Genomic DNA, 23,883 nt, shown 5'->3' on the forward strand with positions numbered 1-23,883 from the left:
AAGCGCCTTTATTGTTAAAGGCGTTTTGCGTAACAAGGAAATAAAGAGCATGAACAGTCAAAATATCCGCATTCGTTTGAAAGCGTTTGATCACAGAATTCTTGATGCGTCGACGCGTGAGATTGTGTCGACCGCTAAGCGTACTGGTGCGAATGTCCGTGGTCCTATTCCGCTTCCAACGCGGATTGAGAAGTTTACGGTCAATCGTGGACCGCACATCGATAAGAAGAGCCGTGAGCAGTTTGAAATGCGTACACATAAGCGTCTTCTTGATATTGTTGATCCAACACCGCAAACGGTGGATGCGCTTATGAAGCTCGATCTTTCCGCTGGTGTGGATGTCGAGATTAAGCTCTGAGGTTTGAGGACAGAAGGAACAGACCCGATGCGTTCAGGTGTAATAGCACAGAAGCTGGGCATGACCCGTATTTATAATGATGCTGGTGAACATGTGCCAGTGACGGTGCTTCGTTTAGAAAATTGTCAAGTTATTGCTCAGCGTACAGTTGAAAAGAATGGTTATACTGCCGTTCAATTAGGTGTAGGTTTTACTAAGGTAAAAAATACCTCGAAAGCTCTTCGTGGACATTTTGCTAAGGCTTGCGTTGAGCCAAAAGCTAAAATAGCAGAATTTCGTGTCAGTCCCGATAATCTTCTTGATGTCGGTACTGAGATTACAGCGGAACATTTTGTTCCGGGGCAGAGGGTTGATGTGACAGGTACGACTATTGGTAAAGGTTTTGCTGGTGTTATGAAACGGCATAATTTTGGTGGTCATCGTGCTTCGCATGGTAATTCAATCACACATCGTGCTCATGGTTCGACAGGACAATGTCAAGATCCAGGTAAAGTGTTTAAAGGTAAAAAAATGGCTGGCCATATGGGGCAAGTCCGTGTAACAACACAAAATATTGAGGTTGTTTCTACAGATGTTGAACGTGGTTTGATTTTAGTACGGGGCGCTGTTTCTGGTTCTAAGGGTGCTTGGATTTTGGTGCGGGATGCTATAAAAAAGTCTCTTCCTGATAATGTGCCAAAGCCTGCTGGTATTCGCCAACTTGCGAAGGAGAAAACGGAAATGGTTGCTCCGATGACGGAAACCTCTAAAGCTGAGGGAGCCGAATAATGGATCTTTTGATAAAAACTCTTGATGGGAATGAGGCTGGTAAATTAGAGGTCTTGGAGAGTGTTTTTGGTCTTGTGCCGCGTGAGGATATTTTGCAACGTGTTGTCCGTTGGCAGCTTGCGCGTCGTCAACAGGGGACACATCAATCGCAGGGACGATCTGATGTATCACGGACAGGGGCAAAGATGTTTAAGCAAAAAGGAACTGGACGTGCTCGGCACTCGTCTGCTCGTGCGCCACAGTTTCGAGGTGGGGGTAAAGCGCATGGTCCGGTTACTCGTAGTCATGCCCATGACCTACCTAAAAAGGTTCGTGCACTTGGATTGCGTCTTGCTTTGTCAGCAAAATTAAAAGCAAATGATTTGATTGTTATTGATGAGTTGAATGTTAAGGATGCTAAAACCAAAGTGCTTGTTTCTTGTTTTGCTAATCTTGGGTTTAATAATGCTCTTTTAGTTGGTGGCAACGAAATTGATAACAATTTCAGTCGTGCTGCATCTAATATTCCTAATATTGATATTCTACCAGTTCAAGGAATTAATGTTTATGATATTTTGCGTCGCAGCAAACTTGTTTTGTCAAAAACAGCTGTCGAGGCTCTTGAGGAGCGTTTTAAATGAAAAACCTTCGCCATTATGATATAATTGTTAGTCCAGTTATTACTGAAAAGTCGACGATGATTTCTGAGTATAATCAAGTTGCTTTTAATGTCGCGCCGAAAGCGACAAAGCCTGAAATTAAGGCTGCTGTTGAGGCACTTTTTAGCGTTAAAGTTAAAGCGGTTAATACGATAGTCCGTAAAGGTAAAGTGAAGCGTTTCAAAGGTATTGTTGGTCGGCAAAATGATGTCAAGAAAGCGATCGTGACACTGGCGAGTGGTCAGTCCATCGACGTTTCGACAGGTCTTTAGAGAGGCTCGGAGATAAGAATAATGGCACTTAAGCAATTTAATCCAACTACGCCCGGGCAACGTCAGCTTGTTATCGTAGATCGTTCTTGTCTTTATAAGGGTAAACCTGTAAAGGCTTTGACTGAAGGTTTGACATCGAAAGGTGGGCGTAATAATCGTGGTCGCATTACTGCTCGTTTTCAGGGTGGTGGTCATAAGCGCAGCTATCGATTTGTTGATTTTAAGCGTTTTAAACGTGGTATTTCTGCAAAGGTTGAGCGTTTGGAATATGATCCCAATCGTACTGCTTTTATTGCACTTATTCGCTATGAAGATGGACAATTAAGTTATATTCTTGCACCACAACGTCTTGATATTGGTGATTCTGTTATTGCTGGTTCAAACGTTGATATTAAGCCAGGTAACGCTTTGCCGCTTGCTAATATGCCAGTAGGGACGATTATTCATAATGTTGAGATGAAACCAGGAAAAGGTGGCCAAATTGCACGTTCAGCTGGCTCTTATGCTCAGCTGGTTGGTCGAGATCAGGGAATGGCTATTCTTCGTCTTAATTCTGGTGAACAGCGTTTGGTGTCTAGTATTTGTTTTGCAACTGTTGGTGCTGTTTCAAATCCTGATCATGCAAATATTAGTGATAGTAAAGCAGGGAGGTCGCGTTGGCGTGGCAGGCGCCCACATGTTCGTGGTGTTGCTATGAACCCCGTTGATCATCCGCATGGTGGTGGTGAGGGTCGTACATCAGGGGGGCGTCATCCTGTGTCTCCTTGGGGTAAGCCTACTAAGGGTAAGCGTACACGTTCTAATAAAGCCACTGATAAATTTATTATGCGTACGCGTCATCAGCGCAAGAAATGAGAAAGGTAGTCTGGAGTGGTTCGTTCAGTTTGGAAAGGTCCGTTTGTTGACGGCTATCTTCTTGCTAAAGCAGAGAAGGTACGTGCAAGTGGACGTAATGAGGTTATAAAAATATGGAGTCGTCGCTCTACTATTTTACCGCAATTTGTTGGTTTGACTTTTGGTGTTCACAACGGTAATAAGCATGTTCCTGTTTCTGTTTCGGAAGAGATGGTTGGGCATAAGTTTGGTGAGTTCGCTCCCACTCGGACTTATTATGGGCATGGTGCAGATAAGAAAGCGAAGAGGAAGTAGGGATGGGAAAAGCTAAGGTTCCGCGCCAGCTTAAAGATAATGAGGCGAAAGCTGTGGCTCGGACAATTCGTGTTAGTCCGCAAAAACTTAATTTGGTTGCTGCGATGATTCGTGGTAAAAGAGTGAGTGCGGCACTGGCTGATTTAACATTTTCACGTAAACGTATTGCTGGGACAGTGAAAAAAACCCTTGAATCAGCGATTGCAAATGCAGAAAATAACCATGATCTTGATATTGATTCGCTTATTGTTGCAGAGGCTTATGTTGGTAAGTCGATAGTCATGAAGCGTTTTCACGTTCGTGGTCGTGGACGCGCTAGTCGCATTGAACGTCCATTTTCGCATCTTACTATTGTTGTTCGTGAAGTTACCGAAAAAGTGGAGGCAGCATAATGGGTCAGAAGATCAATCCAATAGGACTTCGTCTTGGAGTTAATCGGACTTGGGATTCTCGTTGGTATGCTGATAGTGGTGAGTATGGCCGTCTGCTTCATGAGGATTTGAAAATTCGTCTCTATGTGCTTGAAGAACTTAAACAAGCAGCTGTTTCTAAGGTTGTTATTGAGCGTCCTCATAAGAAATGTCGTGTAACGATTTATTCAGCGCGTCCTGGTCTGATTATTGGTAAAAAGGGTGCTGATATTGAGAAGCTTCGCCGTAAGCTTTCAGAGATGACAGATGCTGAAACTTCGTTGAATATAGTGGAGATTCATAAGCCCGAGATTGATGCAACAATTATTGCGCAATCCATTGCTCAACAATTAGAGCGTCGTGTTGCTTTTCGGCGTGCAATGAAGCGTGCAGTTCAATCAGCTCTACGTCTTGGGGCAGAGGGTATTCGTATCAACTGTTCTGGTCGTCTTGGTGGCGCTGAAATTGCTCGTATGGAATGGTATCGTGAGGGTCGTGTTCCACTTCATACCTTGCGTTCTGATGTTGATTACGGTACAGCAGAGGCTAAGACTGCTTATGGTATTTGTGGTGTTAAGGTCTGGGTCTTTAAGGGTGAGATTCTCGAATATGATCCAATGGCTTCGGAACGTCGTGCGGCAGAAGCAGATCATTCTGGTTCTTCGTCCAGTTCTCGTCGCCGTGAAAATACCTAATTTTATGATTGAGCTAAATTTTGGAGTAGAGAGCAATGTTACAGCCAAAGCGCACAAAGTTCCGTAAACAGTTCAAGGGTCGTATTCACGGTGTTTCTAAAGGTGGTACGGATTTAAATTTCGGTGCTTATGGTTTAAAGGCTGTTGAACCGGAGAGAGTTACCGCACGCCAAATTGAAGCGGCGCGTCGTGCGATTACGCGTTATATGAAACGCTCTGGTCGTGTGTGGATTCGCATTTTTCCAGATCTTCCGGTTACATCTAAACCAACCGAAGTTCGTATGGGTAAAGGTAAAGGAAGTGTTGATTATTGGGCAGCTCGTGTGGCGCCTGGGCGCATTATGTTTGAGCTTGATGGGGTTCCTGAAGATGTGGCACGTGAGGCACTAAGATTGGGTGCTGCGAAGTTACCTGTTAAGACACGTTTCATCCAGCGTATTGCTGAATAAAGAGGTTAAGCGATGAAGGCCAAGGAATTACGGGCGCAAACACTCGACCAAATGAAGGATGAGTTGGTAAAATTGAAGAAAGAGCAGTTTAATTTGCGCTTTCAAAAGGCGACAGGGCAATTAGAAAAGGTTTCACGTGTTAAGCAAGTTCGTCGTGATATTGCGCGTGTTAAAACTTTCCTTCGTCAGAAGATAAACGAAAGTAAGGTTTAAGGAAATAAGAGATGCCTAAACGCATTTTGCAAGGTGTTGTCGTAAGTGACAAAAACGATAAGACTGTAGTTGTTAAAGTGGAACGTCGTTATTCTCACCCACTTCTCAAGAAGACTGTTAGGCAGTCTAAAAAGTATAAGGCGCATGATGAGGGTAACCAGTTTAAAGTTGGGGATCAAATTTTTATTCAGGAATCTAAACCGATTTCGAAAGATAAGCGTTGGATTGTTGTTAAAGACAGTGTAGCGTATTAACTAGGCTTATTGTTTTGAGATTTGACAGTGGTTTTTCCATTTGTAGGTTTGAAGGCAAGAGCTTTATTGTTATTTGGCAGGCAAGTCTGGGTATGTTAGAAGCATAACCCGATATAAGTGTTAAGAGAAGGTGGCCAGTCATGATTCAGATGCAAACAAACCTCGACGTTGCCGATAATTCCGGCGCTCGTCGTGTCATGTGCATCAAGGTGTTAGGCGGTTCAAAGCGAAAATATGCTTCGGTCGGTGACATTATTGTTGTTTCGGTTAAGGATGCTATTCCTCGTGGACGTGTTAAAAAAGGGGATGTGATGAAGGCTGTAGTGGTTCGTACTGCTAAGGATATTCGTCGCGCAGACGGCAGTATCATTCGTTTTGATGGTAATGCTGCTGTTTTGGTAGATAATAAGAAAGAGCCGATCGGTACACGTATCTTTGGACCAGTTCCCCGCGAACTTCGTGGTAGGAATCATATGAAGATTATCTCGCTCGCTCCTGAAGTATTATAGTGATAAGGAGCGGATGTTATGCAGAAGATTCGAAAGGGTGATAAAGTTGTTGTTTTATCCGGTAAGGATAAGGGATGTAGTGGTGAAGTGATTAAGGTGAGTCCAAAGGAAGGTAAAGCTTTTGTTCGTGGTGTGAATATGATTAAACGTCATCAGCGTCAGACGCAAAAGCAGGAGGCTGGGATTGTTTCTAAAGAGGCCTCGATTCATTTATCTAATTTGGCCATTGCTGATCCTAAAGATGGTAAACCTACGCGTGTGGGTTTTCGTGTGAATGCAGATGGTAATAAGGTTCGTTTTGCCAAGCGTTCGGGAGAATTGATTAATGGCTGAGGAAAAACAAACGCCCCGCATGAAAACGCATTATTTTGAAGTTGTTCGTAAAACACTTCAGGAAAAGTTTCGTTATAAAAATGCAATGCAAATTCCGCGGGTTGATAAAATTGTGGTTAATATGGGGATTGGCGAGGCAACTGCCGATTCTAAGAAGCCATCTCTTGCTGCTGAGGATTTAGGACTCATAACAGGTCAGAAGGCTGTTGTTACCCGTGCGCGTAATTCTATTGCGACCTTTAAAGTTCGTGAAGGTATGCCGCTTGGGGCTAAAGTTACATTGCGTAAAGATCGTATGTTTGAGTTTTTGGATCGTCTTGTTACGATTGCACTTCCGCGGGTTCGTGACTTTCGTGGTTTGAACCCAAAGAGCTTTGATGGTCGTGGTAATTTTGCTATGGGTATTAAAGAGCATATTATCTTTCCAGAGATCAATTATGATAAAGTTGATCAAATTTGGGGTATGGATATTATCGTTTGTACGACAGCGAAAACGGATGATGAAGCGCGTGAGTTATTGCGTGCTTTTAATTTCCCTTTTCGTTCGTAACGGCAAACGGAGCGAGGTAGGATTATGGCCAAAGTAAGTGCCGTTGAAAAAAATAAGCGTCGTGAAGTGATGGTGAAGCGTTACGCTGCACGTCGTGCACGTTTGAAGGCGATCGTTATGGATCAGAAGATTTCGCTCGAAGAACGTTTTAAAGCTTCTGTCCAATTAGCAGAATTACCACGTAATTCTGCAAAAGTTCGTGTTCGTAATCGTTGTGAGGTTTCAGGGCGTCCCCGGGCTTATTATCGTAAATTAAGAATGTCGCGAATTGCATTGCGTGAACTTGGTTCTGTAGGGCACATTCCCGGTATTGTTAAGTCTAGTTGGTGAGAGGAGATTACTTAATGTCTATGTCAGATCCTCTTGGTGATATGTTAACACGTATTCGTAATGCGCTTGGTCGTAAAAAAGGAAAGGTGATTACGCCTGCTTCTAAGCTTCGTGCCCGTGTGCTTGATGTTCTTCAGGCAGAAGGTTATATTCGCGGATATAATCAAGTCGATTTAGGTGATGGAAAATCTGAAATTGAAATCGAGTTGAAATATTTTGAAGGGCTGGCTGCTATTCGTGAGATTTCACGTGTTTCAAAGCCGGGTCGTCGTGTTTATGTTTCTGCTAAGTCAATTCCTCACGTGGCAAATGGTCTTGGTATTTCGATTTTATCAACTCCTAAAGGCGTTATGGCGGATCATGAAGCGCGTGAGCAAAATGTCGGTGGAGAGCTTCTTTGTCGTGTTTTCTAGATTGTCTCAAGAAAACAGAAGAAAAATAGGTTAGAACAATGTCTCGTATTGGAAAAAAGCCCATTTCAGTTCCTTCTGGTGTTACTGCAACTGTTGAAGGTCAGTTGGTTAAGGCAAAGGGTCCGAAAGGTGAACTTAGTTATCTTGTTAATGATGAAGTTTTAGTCAAGCTCGAGGAAGATGTTATATCGGTTTCGCCGCGAGATCACTCAAAAGGTGCGCGTTCTAAATGGGGGATGTCGCGTTCAATGATTGAAAATATTTTTTGTGGTGTCAAGGATGGTTTTGAAAAAAGGCTAGAGATTAACGGTGTTGGTTATCGTGCTGCTTTGCAGGGGAAGGATATTCAATTATCGTTAGGTTTTTCGCACGATGTGATTTATAAAGTGCCATTGGGTGTCACTGTGACCGTTCCTAAGCCTACAGAAATTGTTGTTTCTGGAATTGATAAACAGCAAGTTGGGCAAGTTGCAGCAGAAATTCGGGAATATCGTAGACCTGAGCCTTACAAAGGTAAAGGTGTTAAGCATGCAGATGAGCGTATCTTTCGTAAAGAAGGCAAAAAGAAATAAGGGTCTTGCATCATGGTTTCATCTAAGGACAATATTCAGCGTCGTGCACGGCGTGTTCGGCGGAGAATCAAAATGGTTTCTAATGATCGTCCGCGGCTTAGTGTTTATCGTTCAAATCAAAACATTTATGCTCAAATTATTGATGATTTGCGTGGATGTACGCTTGTTTCTGCGTCTACCCTTGATGGTGATTTGAGAAAAACATTAAAGAGTGGTTCTGATAAAGAAGCGGCTTTTGCTGTTGGTAAATTAATTGCTGAGCGTGCCAAGAAAGTTGGTGTCAATGAAGTGGTTTTTGATCGTGGTGCTTATGTTTATCATGGTAGAGTAAAAGCTCTGGCTGAAGCTGCTCGTGAAGGTGGCTTGAATTTCTAAGGTGGCTTATTTAAAAAATTGATGTAAAGAGATTTTAGGGCGTTTCGTTTAAGTTCCTTTGCTTTGATGATGGGACTTTGTTAACGTGCTTCCGGAAAAGAAAAAGGAATGAGGAATGGCACAAAAAGAACGTAATGAGCGAGATGAACGTGAGAATGAATTTGTCGATAGGCTTGTTCATATCAATCGTGTTGCTAAAGTTGTAAAGGGTGGTCGACGTTTTGGTTTTGCTGCTCTTGTTGTTGTTGGGGATCAAAAGGGACGTGTAGGATTTGGTCATGGTAAAGCACGTGAAGTACCAGAGGCGGTTCGTAAAGCTACAGAATCTGCAAAGCGCGGAATGATTTATGTTCCACTTCGCTCTGGGCGGACTTTGCATCATGATCTTGAAGGACGTCATGGAGCTGGTCGTGTTTTATTGCGTTCGGCTTCTGCTGGTACTGGTATTATCGCTGGGGGACCCATGCGGGCTATTTTTGAAACCCTTGGTATGCAGGATGTTGTTGCAAAATCATTAGGATCTTCTAATCCTTATAATATGGTGCGTGCAACTTTTGATGCGTTAAAGCGTCAAATGCATCCTAGGGATATTGCAGTTCAACGTGGTATCAAATACTCGATCTTACAGGCACGCCGTCAGCATTTGGTTGATGTGGAAGGGTAGTTTCTGAGATTATCAGAAAAGGAATTAAGAAATGGTTCAGAAAAAATCTCAGAAGAGTAAAACTGTAACGGTCGAACAAATTGGAAGTCCGATTCGGAATTCACAGATTCAGCGTGCGACTTTAAAGGGACTCGGATTAAATAAAATGCATCGGAGGCGTGTTTTAGAGGATACGCTTTGCGTGCGGGGGATGATCGCTAAAGTTCAGCATCTTGTTCGTGTTGTGGATGAAAGTTAAAGGTTGCAGGAGTGTAAAATATGAAACTCAATGAATTGAGTGATTGCAAAGGTGCAACGAGAAATCGTAAACGTGTTGGACGTGGTATTGGTTCTGGTACCGGTAAAACTGGTGGTCGTGGTGTAAAAGGGCAAAAATCACGTTCTGGTGTTTCGCTTAATGGTTTTGAAGGTGGGCAAATGCCTATCTATCGTCGTTTGCCAAAGCGTGGATTTAGAAATTTTTTCGCCAAGGATTATAACGAAGTCTCCTTGGGGCGTATTCAGTTGGCGGTTGATGCAGGAAAGTTGGATGTTGAAAAACCTGTTGATATTATTGCGCTGAAAGAAGCAGGTATTATTCGCCGTGTTAAGGATGGAGTTCGTCTTCTTTCTGATGGTGAATTGAAAGCAAAAATTTCTTTTAATGTTTCTTATGCTTCTGAGGCTGCTCGTCTTAAAATTGAAAAAGCTGGTGGGCAAATTCATTTTCCTGAAACTGTTCGGTAAGTCTTTTCTCTGATGATGTTTGGGGGATTTATACATCATTCACAGATGTCTTTTTATGAGAATTGTTTAGCTTGTGTATTTATTTTATTATGAAAGTATGAATTTTAAAGTTATACTTCTGTGATTTAAAGAACTGGAGTGTGGACGGGAGACGTTTTATGGCATCAGCAGCAGAGCAATTTGCTTCCAATATAAACTTCGGTACTTTTTCGCGTGCCACTGAGTTAAAAAAGCGCATTTGGTTTACCTTAGGAGCGCTTCTCGTGTATCGTTTTGGTACATACATTTCTCTTCCTGGTATTAATATTGATGCTCTACGGCAAACATTTGAACATCATGCTTCTGGTGTTTTAGGGTTGTTTAATATGTTTGCTGGGGGTGCTGTTGGACGCATGGCAATTTTTGCACTGGGGATTATGCCTTATATATCCGCGTCAATTATTGTACAATTGCTTACCTCAATTATCCCTTCTTTGGAAACTCTTAAAAAAGAGGGGGAGTTAGGTCGTAAAATTATTAATCAATATACCCGTTATGTAACAGTGATTTTGGCGATTTTGCAGGCGTTTGGTATTGCGGTTGCGCTTGAAGCTGGTATAGGAACAGGTCTTCAGATTGTTATAGAACCCGGTTTTATGTTCCGTATTTCTTCTGTTATCACCCTTGTTGGTGGGACGATGTTTCTCATGTGGCTTGGTGAGCAGATCACATCGCGCGGTGTCGGTAATGGGGTTTCTCTCATTATTTTTACCGGTATCGTAGCTAATCTCCCTTCTACTTTTGCTCAACTCTTGACTGCGCATAGTCAAGCTGATTTATCAACTTTTTTATTAATAACGATTGTTTTTATTGCTGTTTCTGTTATCGCAATTATTGTTTTTGTTGAACGTGCACAACGGCGAATCCTTATTCAGTATCCGAAACGTCAGGTTGGTAATCAGATGTTTCAAGGTGATATGTCTCATCTTCCTTTGAAACTCAATACTGCCGGTGTTATTCCGCCAATTTTTGCTTCTTCTTTGCTGTTGCTACCCGCGACTATTAATAATTTTTCTGATAAAATGCCGCAGTGGGTTCAGGCTATTTCTTATTCTCTTGGACATGGACAGCCACTCTATATGATTATCTATGCCATTTTGATGGCATTTTTTTGCTTTTTTTATACAGCTATCGTGTTTAATCCAAGTGATACAGCGGATCAGTTAAAAAAGCATTCTGGTTTTATTCCAGGGATTCGTCCTGGTGAGCGTACAGCTGAATATATTGATTACGTTTTGACGCGTATTACTGTTGTAGGAGCCATTTATATTATCTTGGTTTGTTTGTTGCCTGAATTTATGATATCTGCCCTACAGGTTCCTTTTTATCTTGGAGGAACGTCTTTGTTGATTGTTGTAACTGTTACACTTGATACAGTTGCCCAAATTCAAGGACATCTTGTTGCGCACCAATATGAAGGATTGATTAAAAAGTCAAAACTTCGTGGAGGTAAAAGGAATCGATGAGAATTGTTCTTTTAGGTCCTCCTGGAGCTGGAAAAGGTACACAAGCTAAGATGTTGTCTGAGGAATATCGCATTCCTCAGTTATCAACAGGTGATATGCTCCGTGAAGTTATTCACAAAGAAACAGAAATCGGCAAGACAGCTAAAGCTCTTATCAATGCTGGTGCTTTGGTTTCTGATAACATTGTTAATCAAATTGTATCCGATCGCATTGATGAACCAGATTGCATAAATGGTTTTGTTTTAGATGGATATCCGCGCACTGTGGGACAAGCAGAAGTTTTGCAACAGGTTTTGCAATCAAAAAATATGCAGCTTGATGCTGTTATTGAGCTGATTGTTGATGAAGATGCTTTGCTTGAGAGAATGAAAAAGCGTGTTCAGGAAACAATAAATGCTGGTGGACAGGTTCGTTCTGATGATAATCCTGTTGCTTTTGCAAAACGATTAGTCGAATATCGTGAGAAGACAGCTCCTTTGTCAAAATTTTATTCTGAGAGGGGATTGTTGAAGACAGTTGATGGAATGATTGGGGTTGTTGAGGTGTCACATACGATTAGAGAGTTTCTTAAATAGGGATTTTTTTGGGAATGAATGAAAAGAGTTGACTTTTTTGCTGAAATCTATCAAAAATCTCTTTAATTTGTTTCAGTAAAATAATCGGATTCGGAGGATCTTTACGCCGGATCTATTTTTCTGTAAGGTACATCAGGTATTTTATGGTTAATTGTCAATGTAATCAAGGAGAATAGGCGTGGCTCGTATTGCTGGCGTCAATATCCCGACAAATAAGCGTGTTGTTATTGCGCTTCAATATATCCACGGGATTGGACCAAAATTTGCTCAAGAAATTACTAAAAAGGTTGGTATTCCCACAGGGCGTCGTGTGCATGAGCTTTCTGATGCAGAAGTGTTGCAGATTCGTGAAGCGATAGATCAAGGTTATCAAGTTGAGGGAGATCTTCGTCGTGAGGTTGCAATGAACGTTAAGCGTTTGATGGATCTTGGTTGTTATCGAGGGTTGCGTCATCGTCGTTCTTTACCTGTTCGTGGGCAGCGTACACATACGAATGCACGCACCCGTAAGGGACCGGCTAAGGCAATTGCTGGTAAGAAGAAATAGCAATTGCGTAGTATATTGTTGGTGAGGAAAAATAGGAGTTTCTTTAAAAAAGGCTTTTATTTTTTCAGTATTCTGTTTCTTGTTGAGGATTCTTAATAGGGATAAAATAGGTGGAGCTGCTGGTGTTACGGCAGTGCAGAGATCGTTGAAAGGAAAACTATGGCCAAGGAAGCCACACGTGTTCGTCGTCGCGAGCGCAAAAATATTTCATCAGGTGTTGTGCATATCAATTCAACATTTAATAATACGATGATTACCATTACTGATGCTCAGGGAAACACAATCGCGTGGTCTTCTGCAGGTGCTCAGGGCTTTAAAGGTTCACGTAAATCTACGCCTTTTGCTGCTCAGGTGGCTGCTGAAGATTGTGCTAGAAAAGCCCAAGAACATGGTATGCGTTCATTAGAAGTTGAGGTTTGTGGTCCTGGATCTGGGCGAGAATCGGCTCTTCGTGCTTTACAGTCTGTCGGTTTTGTTATTACTTCAATTCGTGATGTAACGCCAATTCCTCATAATGGATGTCGTCCACGCAAAAGGCGGCGTGTTTAATTGAGTGTTGTTTTTCGTTGTCGGAGGCTTCTCTGATGTTCACATTGTCCGTTACGATTGAATGGTGACGGAACTAAAGAACGGGAATAAAAATATGATCCAGAAAAACTGGCAAGAACTCATTAAACCCAATAAGGTTGAGTTTTCTAAACATGATAATCCGAATATTTCAAGAGTGATTGTGGAGCCTCTTGAGCGTGGTTTCGGTTTAACGTTAGGCAATGCGCTTCGCCGTGTATTATTGTCATCACTTCGTGGTGCTGCGATTACCGCTGTGCAGATTGATGGTGTTTTACATGAATTTTCATCAATTCCGGGTGTTCGTGAGGATGTTACAGATATTATTCTGAATATCAAAGAAATTGCACTTCGTATGCGCGAAGAGGGGCCTAAGCGTATTGTCGTTTCTAAAGAAGGTCCTGGTGTTCTGAGGGCTGGAGATATCAATACTGTTACAGATATGGAAATTCTGAATCCAGATCATGTCATTTGTACTCTTGATGAAGATGCTGAGATTCGTATGGAATTTATTGTTAATACTGGGAAAGGTTATGTTCCCTCTGATCGCAATTGTGTTGATGAAGCGCGAATAGGTCTGATCCCAGTTGACAGTCTTTATTCGCCAATTCGCAAAGTCTCTTATAAAGTAGAAAATACCCGTGAAGGTCAAGTTCTCGATTATGATAAATTAACGCTTACAATTGAAACAAATGGTGCTGTTAATGGAGAAGATGCTCTTGCTTTTGCAGCACGTATTCTTCAGGATCAATTAGCGTTGTTTGTCAATTTTGAGGAGCCACAGAAGGAAATTGTTGAAGAGTCTGCTTCCGAGCTTGCTTTTAATCCTGCACTTCTCAAGAAAGTGGATGAGTTAGAGCTTTCAGTTCGTTCGGCAAATTGTCTTAAGAACGATAATATTGTTTATATTGGTGATCTTATCCAAAAAACAGAATCTGAAATGCTTCGGACGCCAAATTTTGGACGTAAGTCGTTAAATGAAATTAAAGAGGTTTTGGCATGCATGGGATTGCATCTTGGTATGGAAATTCCTGCGTGGCCGCCTGAAAACATTGATGATCTTGCTAAACGTTATGAAGATCAGTATTAAAAATTAAAACTTAAGGAGAAGGTTTATGCGCCATAGTAAGTCAGGTCGCAAGTTGAACCGTACTGCCAGTCACCGTAAAGCGATGTTTGCAAATATGGCAGTTTCGCTCATCGAGCATGAGCAGATTGTGACAACGCTTCCAAAAGCTAAAGAGATCCGTCCTATCGTTGAAAAGCTGGTTACGCTTGGTAAACGTGGAGGTTTGCACGCTCGTCGACAAGCAATAGCTTCACTCCGCGATGCAGGGAAAGTTGCAAAGTTATTTGATACACTTGCTCCTCGTTATGCGTCGCGTAATGGTGGATATTTGCGTATTATGAAGGCAGGATTTCGTACTGGTGATAATGCCCCCATGGCTGTTATAGAGTTTGTTGATCGTGATGTTGATGCTAAGGGTGCTGTGGATCGTGTGCGTGCAGAAAGTGCTGCAAATGAAAAAGAAGCTTCTTCATAGAAATAGAGTGTTTTCTTTTTGTTAAATTTTAACAAGCCGCCCTTTTAAAGGCGGTTTTTTTGTAAGACTTTCAACATTCGATTTGCTCAAAAGATAAACAAAGTGAATAAATTATAATATATTGAATGCTATGATTTTTATAATATTTTATTGTCCAAATGGTTGTTTTTCTTCTTCACTAAAATATTAATGAATATTCTTTAGTTTATGAAAGATGAGAAAGTTTATCCTATTAATGTTAAGAGTAGGTTAGCTGTTAGTTTTTAAGGAGCGCGTCATGAGATATCGTTTTTTAGCGTGGTTTTTTTTTGCAATTATGATACAAGTTTCATTTCGTTGTGCCTATGCGGAAATTCCGCAAACACAAAAAGAAATCGCTCTTTCATTTGCTCCTTTAGTTAAGAAGACTATTCCATCTGTTGTGAATATTTATGCAGCTCGACAAATCAGAGCGCGCTCGCCTTTTGAAGGTGATCCATTTTTTGAGCAATTTTTTAGCCGTTTTCAAAATAATCTTCCTGTGCGTAAACAATCTTCATTAGGATCTGGAGTGATTGTTGATGCACGTGGTTTGATTGTTACGAATTACCACGTCATTAAGGATGCAAGCGAAATTAAAGTTGCTCTTTCTGATGGACGGGAATTCGAAAGCAAGGTTATGTTAAAAGATGAGGCAACGGATATTGCTGTACTTGAAATTGATAGTAAGGGAGCACAGTTTCCTGTTCTGTCTTTGGGAAATTCTGATGCAGTTGAAGTGGGCGATCTTGTTTTAGCAATTGGTAATCCTTTTGGTGTTGGTCAAACGGTTACAAGTGGCATCGTTTCAGCACAAGCGCGTACACGTGTTGGTATTTCTGATTTTGACTTTTTTATTCAAACAGATGCTGCCATTAATCCAGGGAATTCTGGTGGGGCTTTGATTGATATGAAAGGACAGTTAATTGGCATTAATACAGCTATTTATTCGCGTTCAGGTGGTTCAGTAGGGATTGGTTTTGCTATTCCAGCAAATCTTGTAAAAGTGATGCTTGATACGGTTAAACGTGGTGGAAAATATTTTGTTCCCCCTTATATTGGTGCATCTTTTCAAAATGTTACACCTGATATTGCTGGTGGTTTAGGTTTAGAACGCCCCTATGGTGCTCTTGTCATCGAAGTTATAAAAGATAGTCCTGCTAAAAAAGCTGGTTTAAACGTCGGCGATGTTATTTTGAGTGTGCAAGGGATACGCGTTGATAGTCCAGATAGTCTTGGATATCGTTTGATGACAGCTGGTATTGGAGATAGCCTTGTTTTAGAATATTTACGAGGTGGAAAAACTTTTAAGACAAAAATAACTATTTCATCAATACCAGAATCTGCATTTTCAAAATCTGAAAAAATTATTGATGATGGTCCTCTTTCTGGTGCTGAAATATTGGATTTAACACCACAAAATAGTCGACGGTTTCATCTTCCTGCTTCTGCAAAAGGTGTTGTGATTAGCAGTCTTGATGAAATGAGTAATGCGGCTGGAATTTTTCGTGCCGGAGATATTTTGCGGGTTGTTAATGGGCATAAGATTCAAACAGTTAGTCAATTAAAAAAGATTCTTATGCAAGAGCATCCACGTGTTTGGCAATTAGAATATGAACGTGATGGTATGTATATTCGCCAATTTATTCGCTGAGGTTTTTTTTGAGTAAAGATTTTTTTATTTCGTCTTTTGAGCACCAGGTTCATGAAAAACAGCCGCTTGCAGAAAGAATGCGTCCTCGCTCTTTTCATGATATAACGGGACAGAGGCATCTGGTGGGAGAAGAGGGCTTGCTTTCACGGATGTTAGCAGCTGGCTCAATTGGTTCGATGATTTTTTGGGGTCCTCCAGGGACAGGAAAAACAACAATTGCCCGTTTGTTAGCACTTGAAACGAATTTGGCTTTTGAGCAAGTTTCTGCTATTTTTACTGGGGTTGCTGAGCTTAAGAAGATTTTTGAAAGTGCTCAAACACGTTTTCTGTCTGGACGTCAAACAGTTTTGTTTGTTGATGAAATTCATCGGTTTAATCGTGCACAGCAGGATAGTTTTCTTCCCGTTATGGAAAATGGTACTGTTATTCTTATAGGGGCAACAACAGAGAATCCTTCGTTTGAACTTAATGCTGCTCTTCTTTCGCGCGCACGTGTTTTAACATTTCTTCCCCATGATAATGTAAGTTTGGGCATACTTTTGAAGCGTGCTGAAGAATTGGAAGGAAAAATTCTTCCCTTAGATGGTGATGCCAGAGACGTTTTGATAGGGATGTCTGATGGGGATGCACGGGCGGTGTTAACATTGGCAGAGGAAGTTTGGTCTGTTGCACGACCGGGAGAGATATTTGATGCTGCTGCTTTGCAAAAAATTATTCAGCGTCGTGCTCCAATTTATGATAAAGGGCGAGATGGTCATTATAATCTCATCTCAGCGTTGCATAAATCAGTTCGTGGCTCTGATCCTGATGCTGCACTTTATTATTTAGCTCGTATGTTTGATGCGGGTGAAGATCCTCTTTATATTGGTCGAAGATTGGTGCGTATGGCTGTTGAGGATGTTGGTTTGGCAGATCCGCAGGCTCTTGTCATTTGTAATGCTGCAAAGGATGCTTATGATTATTTAGGATCTCCAGAAGGAGAATTGGCGTTAGCACAAGCGTGTCTTTATGTTGCAACGGCACCAAAATCAAATGCAACCTATCTTGCCTATAAGGCTGCTATGCATTGTGCACGCAAAAATGGCTCGCTGCCTCCCCCTAAGCATATTCTTAATGCGCCGACAAAATTTATGAGGGAAGAAGGATATGGGCATGGTTATCGTTATGATCATGATGAACCAGACGCTTTTTCTGGACAGGAATATTTTCCTGAAAAACTTGGGCGTCAGAGCTATTATCAACCAGTTGAGCGTGGTTTTGAACGTGAAATTGCTAAGCGTCTGGAATGGTGGAAACAATTGCGCAAAAAACGCGCTGATCAAAAATGATATCTGAGTTGAGACAAGGTCTTTTATTGGTTTTACACTTATTTTAAATCGGTGATGTGATTGTAATTTAATTTTATTTATTGTCTCGGTTATATTCAAAACTTTTATTCTTCTTCGTAGAATAAAAGTTTTGCGTTTTGTATAAAAATTCATATAGGCTTAAAAAGCAGATTTAACAAATATTTGTCTAGCTATCATTCTTAGGCTGTTTTTTTATTTTTGCTTCCAGTTGTGTGCGGTGTACGCAGTTTTGCTTGCAGATCGCTTTTTTTATTAATGCAGGGGATGAAAATTACATCTCTTAAGTGCTTATAAAGAAATATTAGGAGGACTCTTTATAGAGCACCCTGTTAAAATTTAAATTGTTTCTTTTCGAGAGGAGATATATAAATATATTGAGTTTCTTTCCTTCATAGGGACATGTTTTTTTGAAGTGTGTGGGTGTTTAGAAGGAATAGTAGTTTTTTCTATCATAAAGGAAAAATATTATGAACCTAATATGGGGGAAAAAATGGAAATAGTCTGTGAAAATCTCAACTGAAGACTTTAGTTAAGTTCAAATAACAGTGTACAGTGGATATTGGATTATTGTGAATCGGTCAAGGATATAATCGTGGATAAAATAAAAGCTCTCGATGCTGCTCTCTCACAAATTGAACGTTCTTTCGGAAAAGGCTCAATTATGCGTCTTGGGCAAAAGGAGCAGGTTGTTGAAATTGAAACAATACCAACAGGTTCATTATCTTTGGATATTGCTTTGGGTGTTGGTGGATTACCAAAGGGGCGTATCGTTGAGATTTATGGACCAGAAAGCTCTGGGAAAACAACATTAGCTCTTCATGCTATTGCTGAGGCACAGAAAAATGGTGGAGTTTGTGCTTTTATTGATGCGGAACATGCTCTTGATCCTATTTATGCGCGTAAACTTGGTGTTGATTTAGAAAATTTATTCATTTCTCAGCCTGATACGGGTGAACAGGCGTTGGAAATTACGGAAACATTGGTTCGTTCTGGTGCTGTTGATGTACTCGTTGTTGATTCCGTAGCCGCTTTAACGCCGCGTGCAGAAATTGATGGTGAAATGGGGGATGCTTTGCCTGGGTTGCAAGCTCGCTTAATGAGTAAAGCTTTACGCAAGCTTACCGCATCAATTTTCCGCTCTAACTGTATGGTAATTTTTATTAATCAAATTCGTATGAAAATTGGGGTGATGTTTGGCTCTCCTGAAACGACAACGGGTGGAAATGCTTTAAAGTTTTATGCTTCTGTTCGTCTGGATATTCGCCGCATTGGTTCTATTAAAGATCGGGATATGATTGTTGGCAATCAAACCCGTGTTAAAGTGGTTAAAAATAAATTAGCACCTCCATTCAAACAAGTTGAGTTTGATATTATTTATGGTGAAGGTATTTCCAAATTAGGTGAGTTGATTGATTTGGGGGTAAAGGTTGGTATTGTGGAAAAATCTGGTTCGTGGTTCTCTTATAATTCTCAACGTTTAGGACAGGGGCGAGAAAATGCGAAGCAATTTTTACGCGAACACCCAGAAATCGCTGCAGAAATCGAAACAGCTTTGCGTCAAAATGCTGGTTTGATTGCGATTGAATTGTTAGAAAATGCAGGATCAGAAAACACAGAAAGCGATGAAGTCATTTGATGGGCGTGTTTGTTTGAATACCCTTCCTGCCTTTAAAATTTTTCTGTTTTTATGTGTCAGAATTTTTGAAGATAAGACCGGTTATTTCTCGATTCTTTTAAAAACTATTCCACTTTTTGATTAAATTGACTCTATGCTTGATCAAGAAGATGTTTAAGGAGAGGCAATTTTGCTTTTAGAGTTTTATGCCCATACTCTGCAGGTGTCGATATGAATAATGTTAATAGTATCCGCTCAACTTTCCTCGATTATTTTCAGCTTAATGGGCATAAAATTGTTTCTTCTAGCCCACTTGTTCCGCGCAATGATCCTACACTCATGTTTACCAATGCAGGGATGGTGCAGTTTAAAAATGTTTTTACTGGACTTGAACAACGTTCTTATAAACAGGCAACAACGGCGCAGAAATGTGTTCGTGCGGGTGGAAAGCATAATGATCTTGACAATGTTGGCTATACGGCACGCCATCATACATTTTTTGAAATGTTGGGTAATTTTTCTTTTGGTGATTATTTCAAAGAAGAAGCCATTTTTTTATCATGGAATCTTTTAACGAAGGAATTTTGTCTTCCTAAAGATAAATTGTTGGTGACAGTTTATCATAGTGATGATGTTGCTGCTGAATTATGGCGTAAAATCTCAGGTCTTCCAGATGAAAAAATTGTCCGTATTGCGACGGCTGATAATTTTTGGGCGATGGGAGACACAGGTCCCTGTGGTCCTTGTTCAGAGATTTTTTACGATCACGGTGATCAAATTTGGGGAGGTCCGCCTGGGAGTGCTGATGAAGAGGGTGATCGCTTTATTGAAATTTGGAATCTTGTTTTCATGCAGTATGAGCAGGTGAGTGAGGAAAAGCGTGTTGAATTGCCTCATCCTTCTATTGATACAGGTATGGGATTAGAGCGTATTGCTGCTGTTTTACAGGGTGTTCATGATAATTATGACATTGATCTTTTTCGTGCGTTACTTGGTGCGTCACAGGAAATTACAGGGGTTGAGGCAACGGGGGATTTTATTGCGAGCCACCGTGTCATTGCTGATCATCTTCGCTCCTCTGCATTTTTGATTGCTGATGGTGTTCTTCCTTCTAATGAAGGAAGGGGATATGTTTTACGTCGTATTATGCGCCGTGCTATGCGTCATGCGCATCTTCTTGGTGCTAGAGAGCCCTTAATGTGGCAGCTTTTGCCTGTTTTAATTCGCGAAATGGGACAAGCTTATCCGGAATTGGTACGCGCTCAATCTTTGATTTCAGAAACTTTAAAATTAGAAGAGATACGTTTTCGTAAAACGCTTGAACGAGGACTTGGTTTGTTGAACGAAGCAAGTACCGATCTTAAAGAAGGGGATCACTTAAATGGTGAAATCGCTTTTAAACTCTATGATACTTATGGTTTTCCGCTTGATTTGACGCAAGATGCTCTTCGATGCCGTGGAATATCTGTTGATGTTGCGGCTTTTGATAAGGCGATGGAATGTCAAAAAGCACAAGCCCGTGCTAATTGGTCTGGGTCCGGTGAAGCTAAAACAGAGTCCATTTGGTTTTCTGTTCGTGATCAGGTGGGGGGCACAGAATTTTTGGGTTATGAAACAGAAAAAGCTGAAGGCATTCTGACAGCTCTTGTGTGTGATGGCAAAATTGTTGATCATATTTCTTCAGGGCAGAAAGCCATTCTTGTGGTAAATCAGACACCCTTTTATGGCGAATCTGGTGGGCAGGTTGGTGATAGTGGCATTATTTCTGGTGAGGACTTTATTTTTAAAGTGTATGACACTCAGAAAAAGGCTGATGGTGTTTTTATCCATATTGGAGAAGTTAAGTCTGGTCAAGCAAGGACATCTGATTGTGTAGAATTAACCATTGATGGTGTTCGTCGTAAAAAAATCTGTGTGAACCATTCTGCTACCCATTTATTACACGAAGCTTTACGTCAAGTATTGGGATCTCATGTTACACAGAAGGGCTCTCTTGTATCACCGGATCGATTGCGTTTTGATTTTTCTCATCCAAAATCAGTTTCTTTGGAAGAATTGAAAAAAATAGAAGATTTAGCAAATGAGATTGTTCTGCAAAATAGTGAGGTAACAACCCGCCTCATGCTGGTGGATGATGCAATTTCTGAAGGAGCGATGGCACTCTTTGGTGAGAAATATGGTGATGAAGTTCGTGTTGTTTCTATGGGGAACCAGCTTGAAAAAGGAGACTTAAAGAGACGTTGGTCTATTGAGCTTTGTGGAGGGATACATGTGAAGAGAACAGGGGATATTGGTTTAATTCATATTGTTTCTGAAAGTTCTGTCGCGTCTGGAGTGCGTCGTATTGAAGCTTTAACAGGTTCAGCAGCGCGTCTTTATCTTTGTCTGCAAGATGAACGTATCGATGAGATTGCTGATCTTTTAAAAACTGTTCCTGATGATGTGGGAGAACGTGTGCGGATTTTGCTCGAGGATCGTCGTAAACTTGAAAAAGAGTTGAGTGATGAACGCAAGAAGAGTTTGCTAAGTGGTGGAATGGTAAAAAATGGTCAAGAGGATATTACTATCATTAATGGTATTTCTTTTATGGGGCGTGTTGTTGAAAATATTTTGCCACGAGATCTTAAGGCATTAGTCGATTCTGGAAAGAAGACAATTGGTTCTGGAGTTGTTGCTTTCATTGGTGTTTCAGAAGATGGCAAGGGGAGTGCTGTTGTTGGTGTTACGGATGATTTAACGAATAAGTTGAATGCTGTTGATTTGGTGCGTATTTTGTCTGGTATTCTTGGTGGTCAAGGTGGTGGTGGACGTCCTGATATGGCGCAGGCTGGTGGTTCTGAAGGAAGTAAAGCTGGTCAGGCACTTGCAGCACTCAAAGCCGCTCTTGAGGAATAATTTCTGATTTTTATGATTGGGATTTGAGATCTGTCAAGAACGATTTTGAGATACGGTTTTTGTTTAAAGAGGGAGAGGTTATTTTATGATGCGATGGCTTCTGCAAGGGGATCACATTTACATCTTCTCTTTTTATCGCTGGTTGGTTAATTGTCAAACCACCAGCCTTTAACAGTTTATAGAAACGACCACCTTTAGCAATTAATTCTTGAAAACTTCCTTTTTCAATTAAGTGACCTTGTTCTAGAAAGAGCACAAGATCAGCGCTGCGCACTGTTGAAAGGCGATGAGCTATAATGAAAGTGGTTCGGTTGTGACTTATGCTCTCAAGAGCGTCTTTAACGCGCGCTTCTGTTTCGACATCAAGGGCACTTGTCGCTTCGTCTAGAATAAGAATGGGAGCATTTTTTAAAACAGCGCGTGCAATTGCTAGTCGCTGTTTCTCTCCGCCGGATAATTGAGAACCCCGTTCACCAATCATTGTATTATAACAATTGTTTTTTTTCAAAATAAAATCATGAGCAGCTGCTATCTTTGCTGCTTCATAAAGCTCTTCATCTGTTGCTGTTTCTTTTCCTATCGAGATATTGTCGTGAATAGTACGGTTGAAAAGACCAGCATCTTGAAACACTGTTGCTAGAGATTTTCGTAAGGATTCACGATTAACAGAGCGTATATTTATTCCATCAATGGAAATATGCCCAACTGTAGGATCGTATACGCGCTGCAAGAGATTGATTAATGTTGTTTTACCAGCACCTGTTGGTCCTACAATCGCAACAGTTTGTCCTGTTTTAACCTCAAAGGAAATGTCAAAAACGCCTTGAGAGGAATTTGGGAATTTATAGGTCACGTGATGGAATTGTATTGCACCCTTAACGTTTTGCAAAAAAGGAAGGTTTTCAGGTTCTTTGCTCTGAAAGGTTGAGTCTTCCATTGCAAAGAATTCTTGTAGTTTTGCTTGTGAGGATATGGTTAGGTTAATGAAACTGCTCATTTGATCAAGACGACTAATCATTAATTGTGCAAATCCGACAAAAGCAACAACTTCACCTACACGTAATTGGCCTTTTGCTACAAAAAAAGCTCCAAGGAGAAGAACACAAACTATTGAAATGGTTGAAGCCATGCGATTTAAGCCACTGGCAAGAGCCCACCAATTGAGAACAGGGTTTTGCGCTTTAAGAAGGTCATTTGTATGCTGATGTAATATAGAAGTTTCTTCTTTTATTCGGTTATAACTTTGTACAATGGAAACGTTAGAGATTGAATCACTGACATGTTGAAAAAGATTATGATGATAGGACTCTACAGCGGCTTGACCATCTTTTGTTTTGCGCATCACTAGGCGTGCAATTAATACATAAATGATGGCGAGAACAACCAAGACTATTGAAAGGCGCCAATTCATGTTAAAAGCTATGGGGATGAGAACGAATAATGCAACAAGAGTTGAGAGATGTTGACGCATAAAATCAAGCCATATGGTTGACATAGAGTCTATAGCACGCAAAAGTGTATGGAGAGCATTAGAAGTTCCGCGCTGTTGATGCCAGATTAAAGGCATAGCAATAATACGTTCGAAAGATTCTGTTAAAACAGCTAAGCGACGTCTATGTGCTAAGCGGTCAGCACCGCGAGCTATAAGTACATAGGCAAGAATATGGGAAATACCAAAGCATATCCAAATCGTAAGAGTTGGGATAATAGCTGATTTTTCTGCAATAGAGTCAATGACGTGTCCAAATAAAATAGGTTCTGCAATGGTGATGATAGCCAACATAACATTCGTAGAACAGATTAAAAGGGATGCATTTTTTTCTTTATTTAGATAAGTGAGGACACGTGCATAGGTTCTCAATAAAGCCACAGATGATCATCTCCACTCAATTGTAATCGTTAGGCTTTTAAGTAATAAAGTTTTGATAGTAAGAAA

At 40.9% G+C, this 23,883-nt stretch carries 32 protein-coding genes; 31 read left to right on the plus strand and 1 reads right to left on the minus strand.

The genetic code is table 11. The features are described 5' to 3' along the window. The first annotated feature begins 49 nt into the window (after positions 1 to 49). From rpsJ to alaS, 31 genes are all read left to right on the plus strand, one after another. Positions 50 to 358: a 30S ribosomal protein S10 gene (gene rpsJ / locus BN200_RS05940; protein ID WP_004855744.1), complete on the plus strand. Its 309-nt coding sequence runs from the start codon at positions 50 to 52 to the stop codon at positions 356 to 358. A 27-nt stretch (positions 359 to 385) separates the two neighbouring features. Then, on the plus strand, positions 386 to 1,126 hold the full coding sequence (gene rplC / locus BN200_RS05945) for a 50S ribosomal protein L3 (protein WP_019221628.1): 741 nt from the start codon (positions 386 to 388) through the stop codon (positions 1,124 to 1,126). Beyond that, positions 1,126 to 1,746, plus strand: coding sequence for a 50S ribosomal protein L4 (rplD, locus tag BN200_RS05950; protein ID WP_019221629.1), 621 nt, complete (start codon positions 1,126 to 1,128; stop codon positions 1,744 to 1,746). Before rplC ends, rplD begins: the two co-directional genes overlap by 1 nt. Then, a complete protein-coding gene (locus BN200_RS05955; RefSeq protein ID WP_019221630.1) occupies positions 1,743 to 2,036 on the plus strand; it encodes a 50S ribosomal protein L23 in 294 nt (97 codons plus the stop codon). Before rplD ends, BN200_RS05955 begins: the two co-directional genes overlap by 4 nt. A gap of 21 nt (positions 2,037 to 2,057) precedes the next feature. Next, positions 2,058 to 2,891 (plus strand): 50S ribosomal protein L2, encoded by an 834-nt coding sequence (gene rplB, locus BN200_RS05960; RefSeq protein ID WP_019221631.1) that lies wholly within the window; start codon positions 2,058 to 2,060, stop codon positions 2,889 to 2,891. Between the two features lie 15 nt (positions 2,892 to 2,906). Continuing rightward, positions 2,907 to 3,185, plus strand: coding sequence for a 30S ribosomal protein S19 (rpsS, locus tag BN200_RS05965; protein WP_019221632.1), 279 nt, complete (start codon positions 2,907 to 2,909; stop codon positions 3,183 to 3,185). Between the two features lie 2 nt (positions 3,186 to 3,187). Further along, a complete protein-coding gene (rplV, locus tag BN200_RS05970; RefSeq protein WP_019221633.1) occupies positions 3,188 to 3,577 on the plus strand; it encodes a 50S ribosomal protein L22 in 390 nt (129 codons plus the stop codon). Then, positions 3,577 to 4,290, plus strand: a complete 714-nt coding sequence (rpsC, locus tag BN200_RS05975) for a 30S ribosomal protein S3 (RefSeq protein WP_019221634.1) — start codon at positions 3,577 to 3,579, stop codon at positions 4,288 to 4,290. The genes rplV and rpsC overlap by 1 nt, the downstream gene beginning before the upstream one ends. Before the next feature lie 35 nt (positions 4,291 to 4,325). Beyond that, complete coding sequence (rplP, locus tag BN200_RS05980; RefSeq protein WP_019221635.1) at positions 4,326 to 4,739, plus strand: 50S ribosomal protein L16; 414 nt, start codon at positions 4,326 to 4,328, stop codon at positions 4,737 to 4,739. A 12-nt stretch (positions 4,740 to 4,751) separates the two neighbouring features. Next, positions 4,752 to 4,952, plus strand: coding sequence for a 50S ribosomal protein L29 (rpmC, locus tag BN200_RS05985; protein ID WP_019221636.1), 201 nt, complete (start codon positions 4,752 to 4,754; stop codon positions 4,950 to 4,952). Between the two features lie 11 nt (positions 4,953 to 4,963). Beyond that, on the plus strand, positions 4,964 to 5,206 hold the full coding sequence (gene rpsQ / locus BN200_RS05990) for a 30S ribosomal protein S17 (RefSeq protein ID WP_019221637.1): 243 nt from the start codon (positions 4,964 to 4,966) through the stop codon (positions 5,204 to 5,206). Positions 5,207 to 5,346: 140 nt separating this feature from the next. Beyond that, positions 5,347 to 5,715, plus strand: coding sequence for a 50S ribosomal protein L14 (gene rplN / locus BN200_RS05995; RefSeq protein ID WP_019221638.1), 369 nt, complete (start codon positions 5,347 to 5,349; stop codon positions 5,713 to 5,715). An 18-nt stretch (positions 5,716 to 5,733) separates the two neighbouring features. After that, a complete protein-coding gene (gene rplX, locus BN200_RS06000) occupies positions 5,734 to 6,048 on the plus strand; it encodes a 50S ribosomal protein L24 (protein ID WP_019221639.1) in 315 nt (104 codons plus the stop codon). Further along, positions 6,041 to 6,598, plus strand: a complete 558-nt coding sequence (gene rplE / locus BN200_RS06005; protein WP_019221640.1) for a 50S ribosomal protein L5 — start codon at positions 6,041 to 6,043, stop codon at positions 6,596 to 6,598. The genes rplX and rplE overlap by 8 nt, the downstream gene beginning before the upstream one ends. Before the next feature lie 24 nt (positions 6,599 to 6,622). Next, positions 6,623 to 6,928: a 30S ribosomal protein S14 gene (rpsN, locus tag BN200_RS06010; RefSeq protein ID WP_019221641.1), complete on the plus strand. Its 306-nt coding sequence runs from the start codon at positions 6,623 to 6,625 to the stop codon at positions 6,926 to 6,928. 14 nt (positions 6,929 to 6,942) lie between these two features. Beyond that, complete coding sequence (gene rpsH, locus BN200_RS06015; RefSeq protein ID WP_019221642.1) at positions 6,943 to 7,341, plus strand: 30S ribosomal protein S8; 399 nt, start codon at positions 6,943 to 6,945, stop codon at positions 7,339 to 7,341. 38 nt (positions 7,342 to 7,379) lie between these two features. Next, on the plus strand, positions 7,380 to 7,913 hold the full coding sequence (gene rplF / locus BN200_RS06020) for a 50S ribosomal protein L6 (RefSeq protein WP_019221643.1): 534 nt from the start codon (positions 7,380 to 7,382) through the stop codon (positions 7,911 to 7,913). A gap of 12 nt (positions 7,914 to 7,925) precedes the next feature. Then, positions 7,926 to 8,288, plus strand: coding sequence for a 50S ribosomal protein L18 (rplR, locus tag BN200_RS06025; protein ID WP_019221644.1), 363 nt, complete (start codon positions 7,926 to 7,928; stop codon positions 8,286 to 8,288). 115 nt (positions 8,289 to 8,403) lie between these two features. After that, complete coding sequence (rpsE, locus tag BN200_RS06030) at positions 8,404 to 8,952, plus strand: 30S ribosomal protein S5 (protein WP_019221645.1); 549 nt, start codon at positions 8,404 to 8,406, stop codon at positions 8,950 to 8,952. 31 nt (positions 8,953 to 8,983) lie between these two features. Then, positions 8,984 to 9,190, plus strand: a complete 207-nt coding sequence (gene rpmD / locus BN200_RS06035) for a 50S ribosomal protein L30 (protein ID WP_019221646.1) — start codon at positions 8,984 to 8,986, stop codon at positions 9,188 to 9,190. Between the two features lie 20 nt (positions 9,191 to 9,210). Further along, complete coding sequence (gene rplO / locus BN200_RS06040) at positions 9,211 to 9,678, plus strand: 50S ribosomal protein L15 (protein ID WP_019221647.1); 468 nt, start codon at positions 9,211 to 9,213, stop codon at positions 9,676 to 9,678. 158 nt (positions 9,679 to 9,836) lie between these two features. Continuing rightward, positions 9,837 to 11,183 carry a preprotein translocase subunit SecY gene (gene secY / locus BN200_RS06045; RefSeq protein ID WP_019221648.1) on the plus strand — a complete coding sequence of 449 codons (1,347 nt, stop codon included), beginning with the start codon at positions 9,837 to 9,839 and terminating at the stop codon, positions 11,181 to 11,183. Beyond that, positions 11,180 to 11,758, plus strand: coding sequence for an adenylate kinase (locus tag BN200_RS06050; RefSeq protein ID WP_019221649.1), 579 nt, complete (start codon positions 11,180 to 11,182; stop codon positions 11,756 to 11,758). Before secY ends, BN200_RS06050 begins: the two co-directional genes overlap by 4 nt. A gap of 178 nt (positions 11,759 to 11,936) precedes the next feature. Beyond that, a complete protein-coding gene (gene rpsM / locus BN200_RS06055) occupies positions 11,937 to 12,305 on the plus strand; it encodes a 30S ribosomal protein S13 (protein WP_019221650.1) in 369 nt (122 codons plus the stop codon). Positions 12,306 to 12,464: 159 nt separating this feature from the next. After that, positions 12,465 to 12,854, plus strand: a complete 390-nt coding sequence (gene rpsK, locus BN200_RS06060) for a 30S ribosomal protein S11 (protein WP_005865097.1) — start codon at positions 12,465 to 12,467, stop codon at positions 12,852 to 12,854. Positions 12,855 to 12,948: 94 nt separating this feature from the next. After that, complete coding sequence (locus BN200_RS06065; RefSeq protein WP_019221651.1) at positions 12,949 to 13,962, plus strand: DNA-directed RNA polymerase subunit alpha; 1,014 nt, start codon at positions 12,949 to 12,951, stop codon at positions 13,960 to 13,962. A gap of 25 nt (positions 13,963 to 13,987) precedes the next feature. Then, positions 13,988 to 14,416: a 50S ribosomal protein L17 gene (rplQ, locus tag BN200_RS06070; protein ID WP_019221652.1), complete on the plus strand. Its 429-nt coding sequence runs from the start codon at positions 13,988 to 13,990 to the stop codon at positions 14,414 to 14,416. Positions 14,417 to 14,693: 277 nt separating this feature from the next. Continuing rightward, positions 14,694 to 16,088 (plus strand): DegQ family serine endoprotease, encoded by a 1,395-nt coding sequence (locus tag BN200_RS06075; protein WP_019221653.1) that lies wholly within the window; start codon positions 14,694 to 14,696, stop codon positions 16,086 to 16,088. Between the two features lie 8 nt (positions 16,089 to 16,096). Next, entirely contained in the window at positions 16,097 to 17,416 is a 1,320-nt protein-coding gene (locus BN200_RS06080; protein WP_019221654.1) for a replication-associated recombination protein A, read from the plus strand. Between the two features lie 613 nt (positions 17,417 to 18,029). Beyond that, the gene (gene recA, locus BN200_RS06085; protein ID WP_019221655.1) at positions 18,030 to 19,073 is read left to right on the plus strand and encodes a recombinase RecA; all 1,044 of its coding nucleotides are present in this window, start codon (positions 18,030 to 18,032) and stop codon (positions 19,071 to 19,073) included. 210 nt (positions 19,074 to 19,283) lie between these two features. After that, complete coding sequence (gene alaS / locus BN200_RS06090; RefSeq protein ID WP_019221657.1) at positions 19,284 to 21,947, plus strand: alanine--tRNA ligase; 2,664 nt, start codon at positions 19,284 to 19,286, stop codon at positions 21,945 to 21,947. A gap of 10 nt (positions 21,948 to 21,957) precedes the next feature. On the opposite strand, the gene BN200_RS06095 is transcribed toward alaS, so the two are convergent. Next, a complete protein-coding gene (locus BN200_RS06095; protein ID WP_019221658.1) occupies positions 21,958 to 23,817 on the minus strand; it encodes a glucan ABC transporter ATP-binding protein/ permease in 1,860 nt (619 codons plus the stop codon). Positions 23,818 to 23,883 lie beyond the last annotated feature (66 nt).

Origin of the sequence: Bartonella senegalensis OS02 (assembly GCF_000312545.1) — a bacterium.
Taxonomy (GTDB): domain Bacteria; phylum Pseudomonadota; class Alphaproteobacteria; order Rhizobiales; family Rhizobiaceae; genus Bartonella; species Bartonella senegalensis.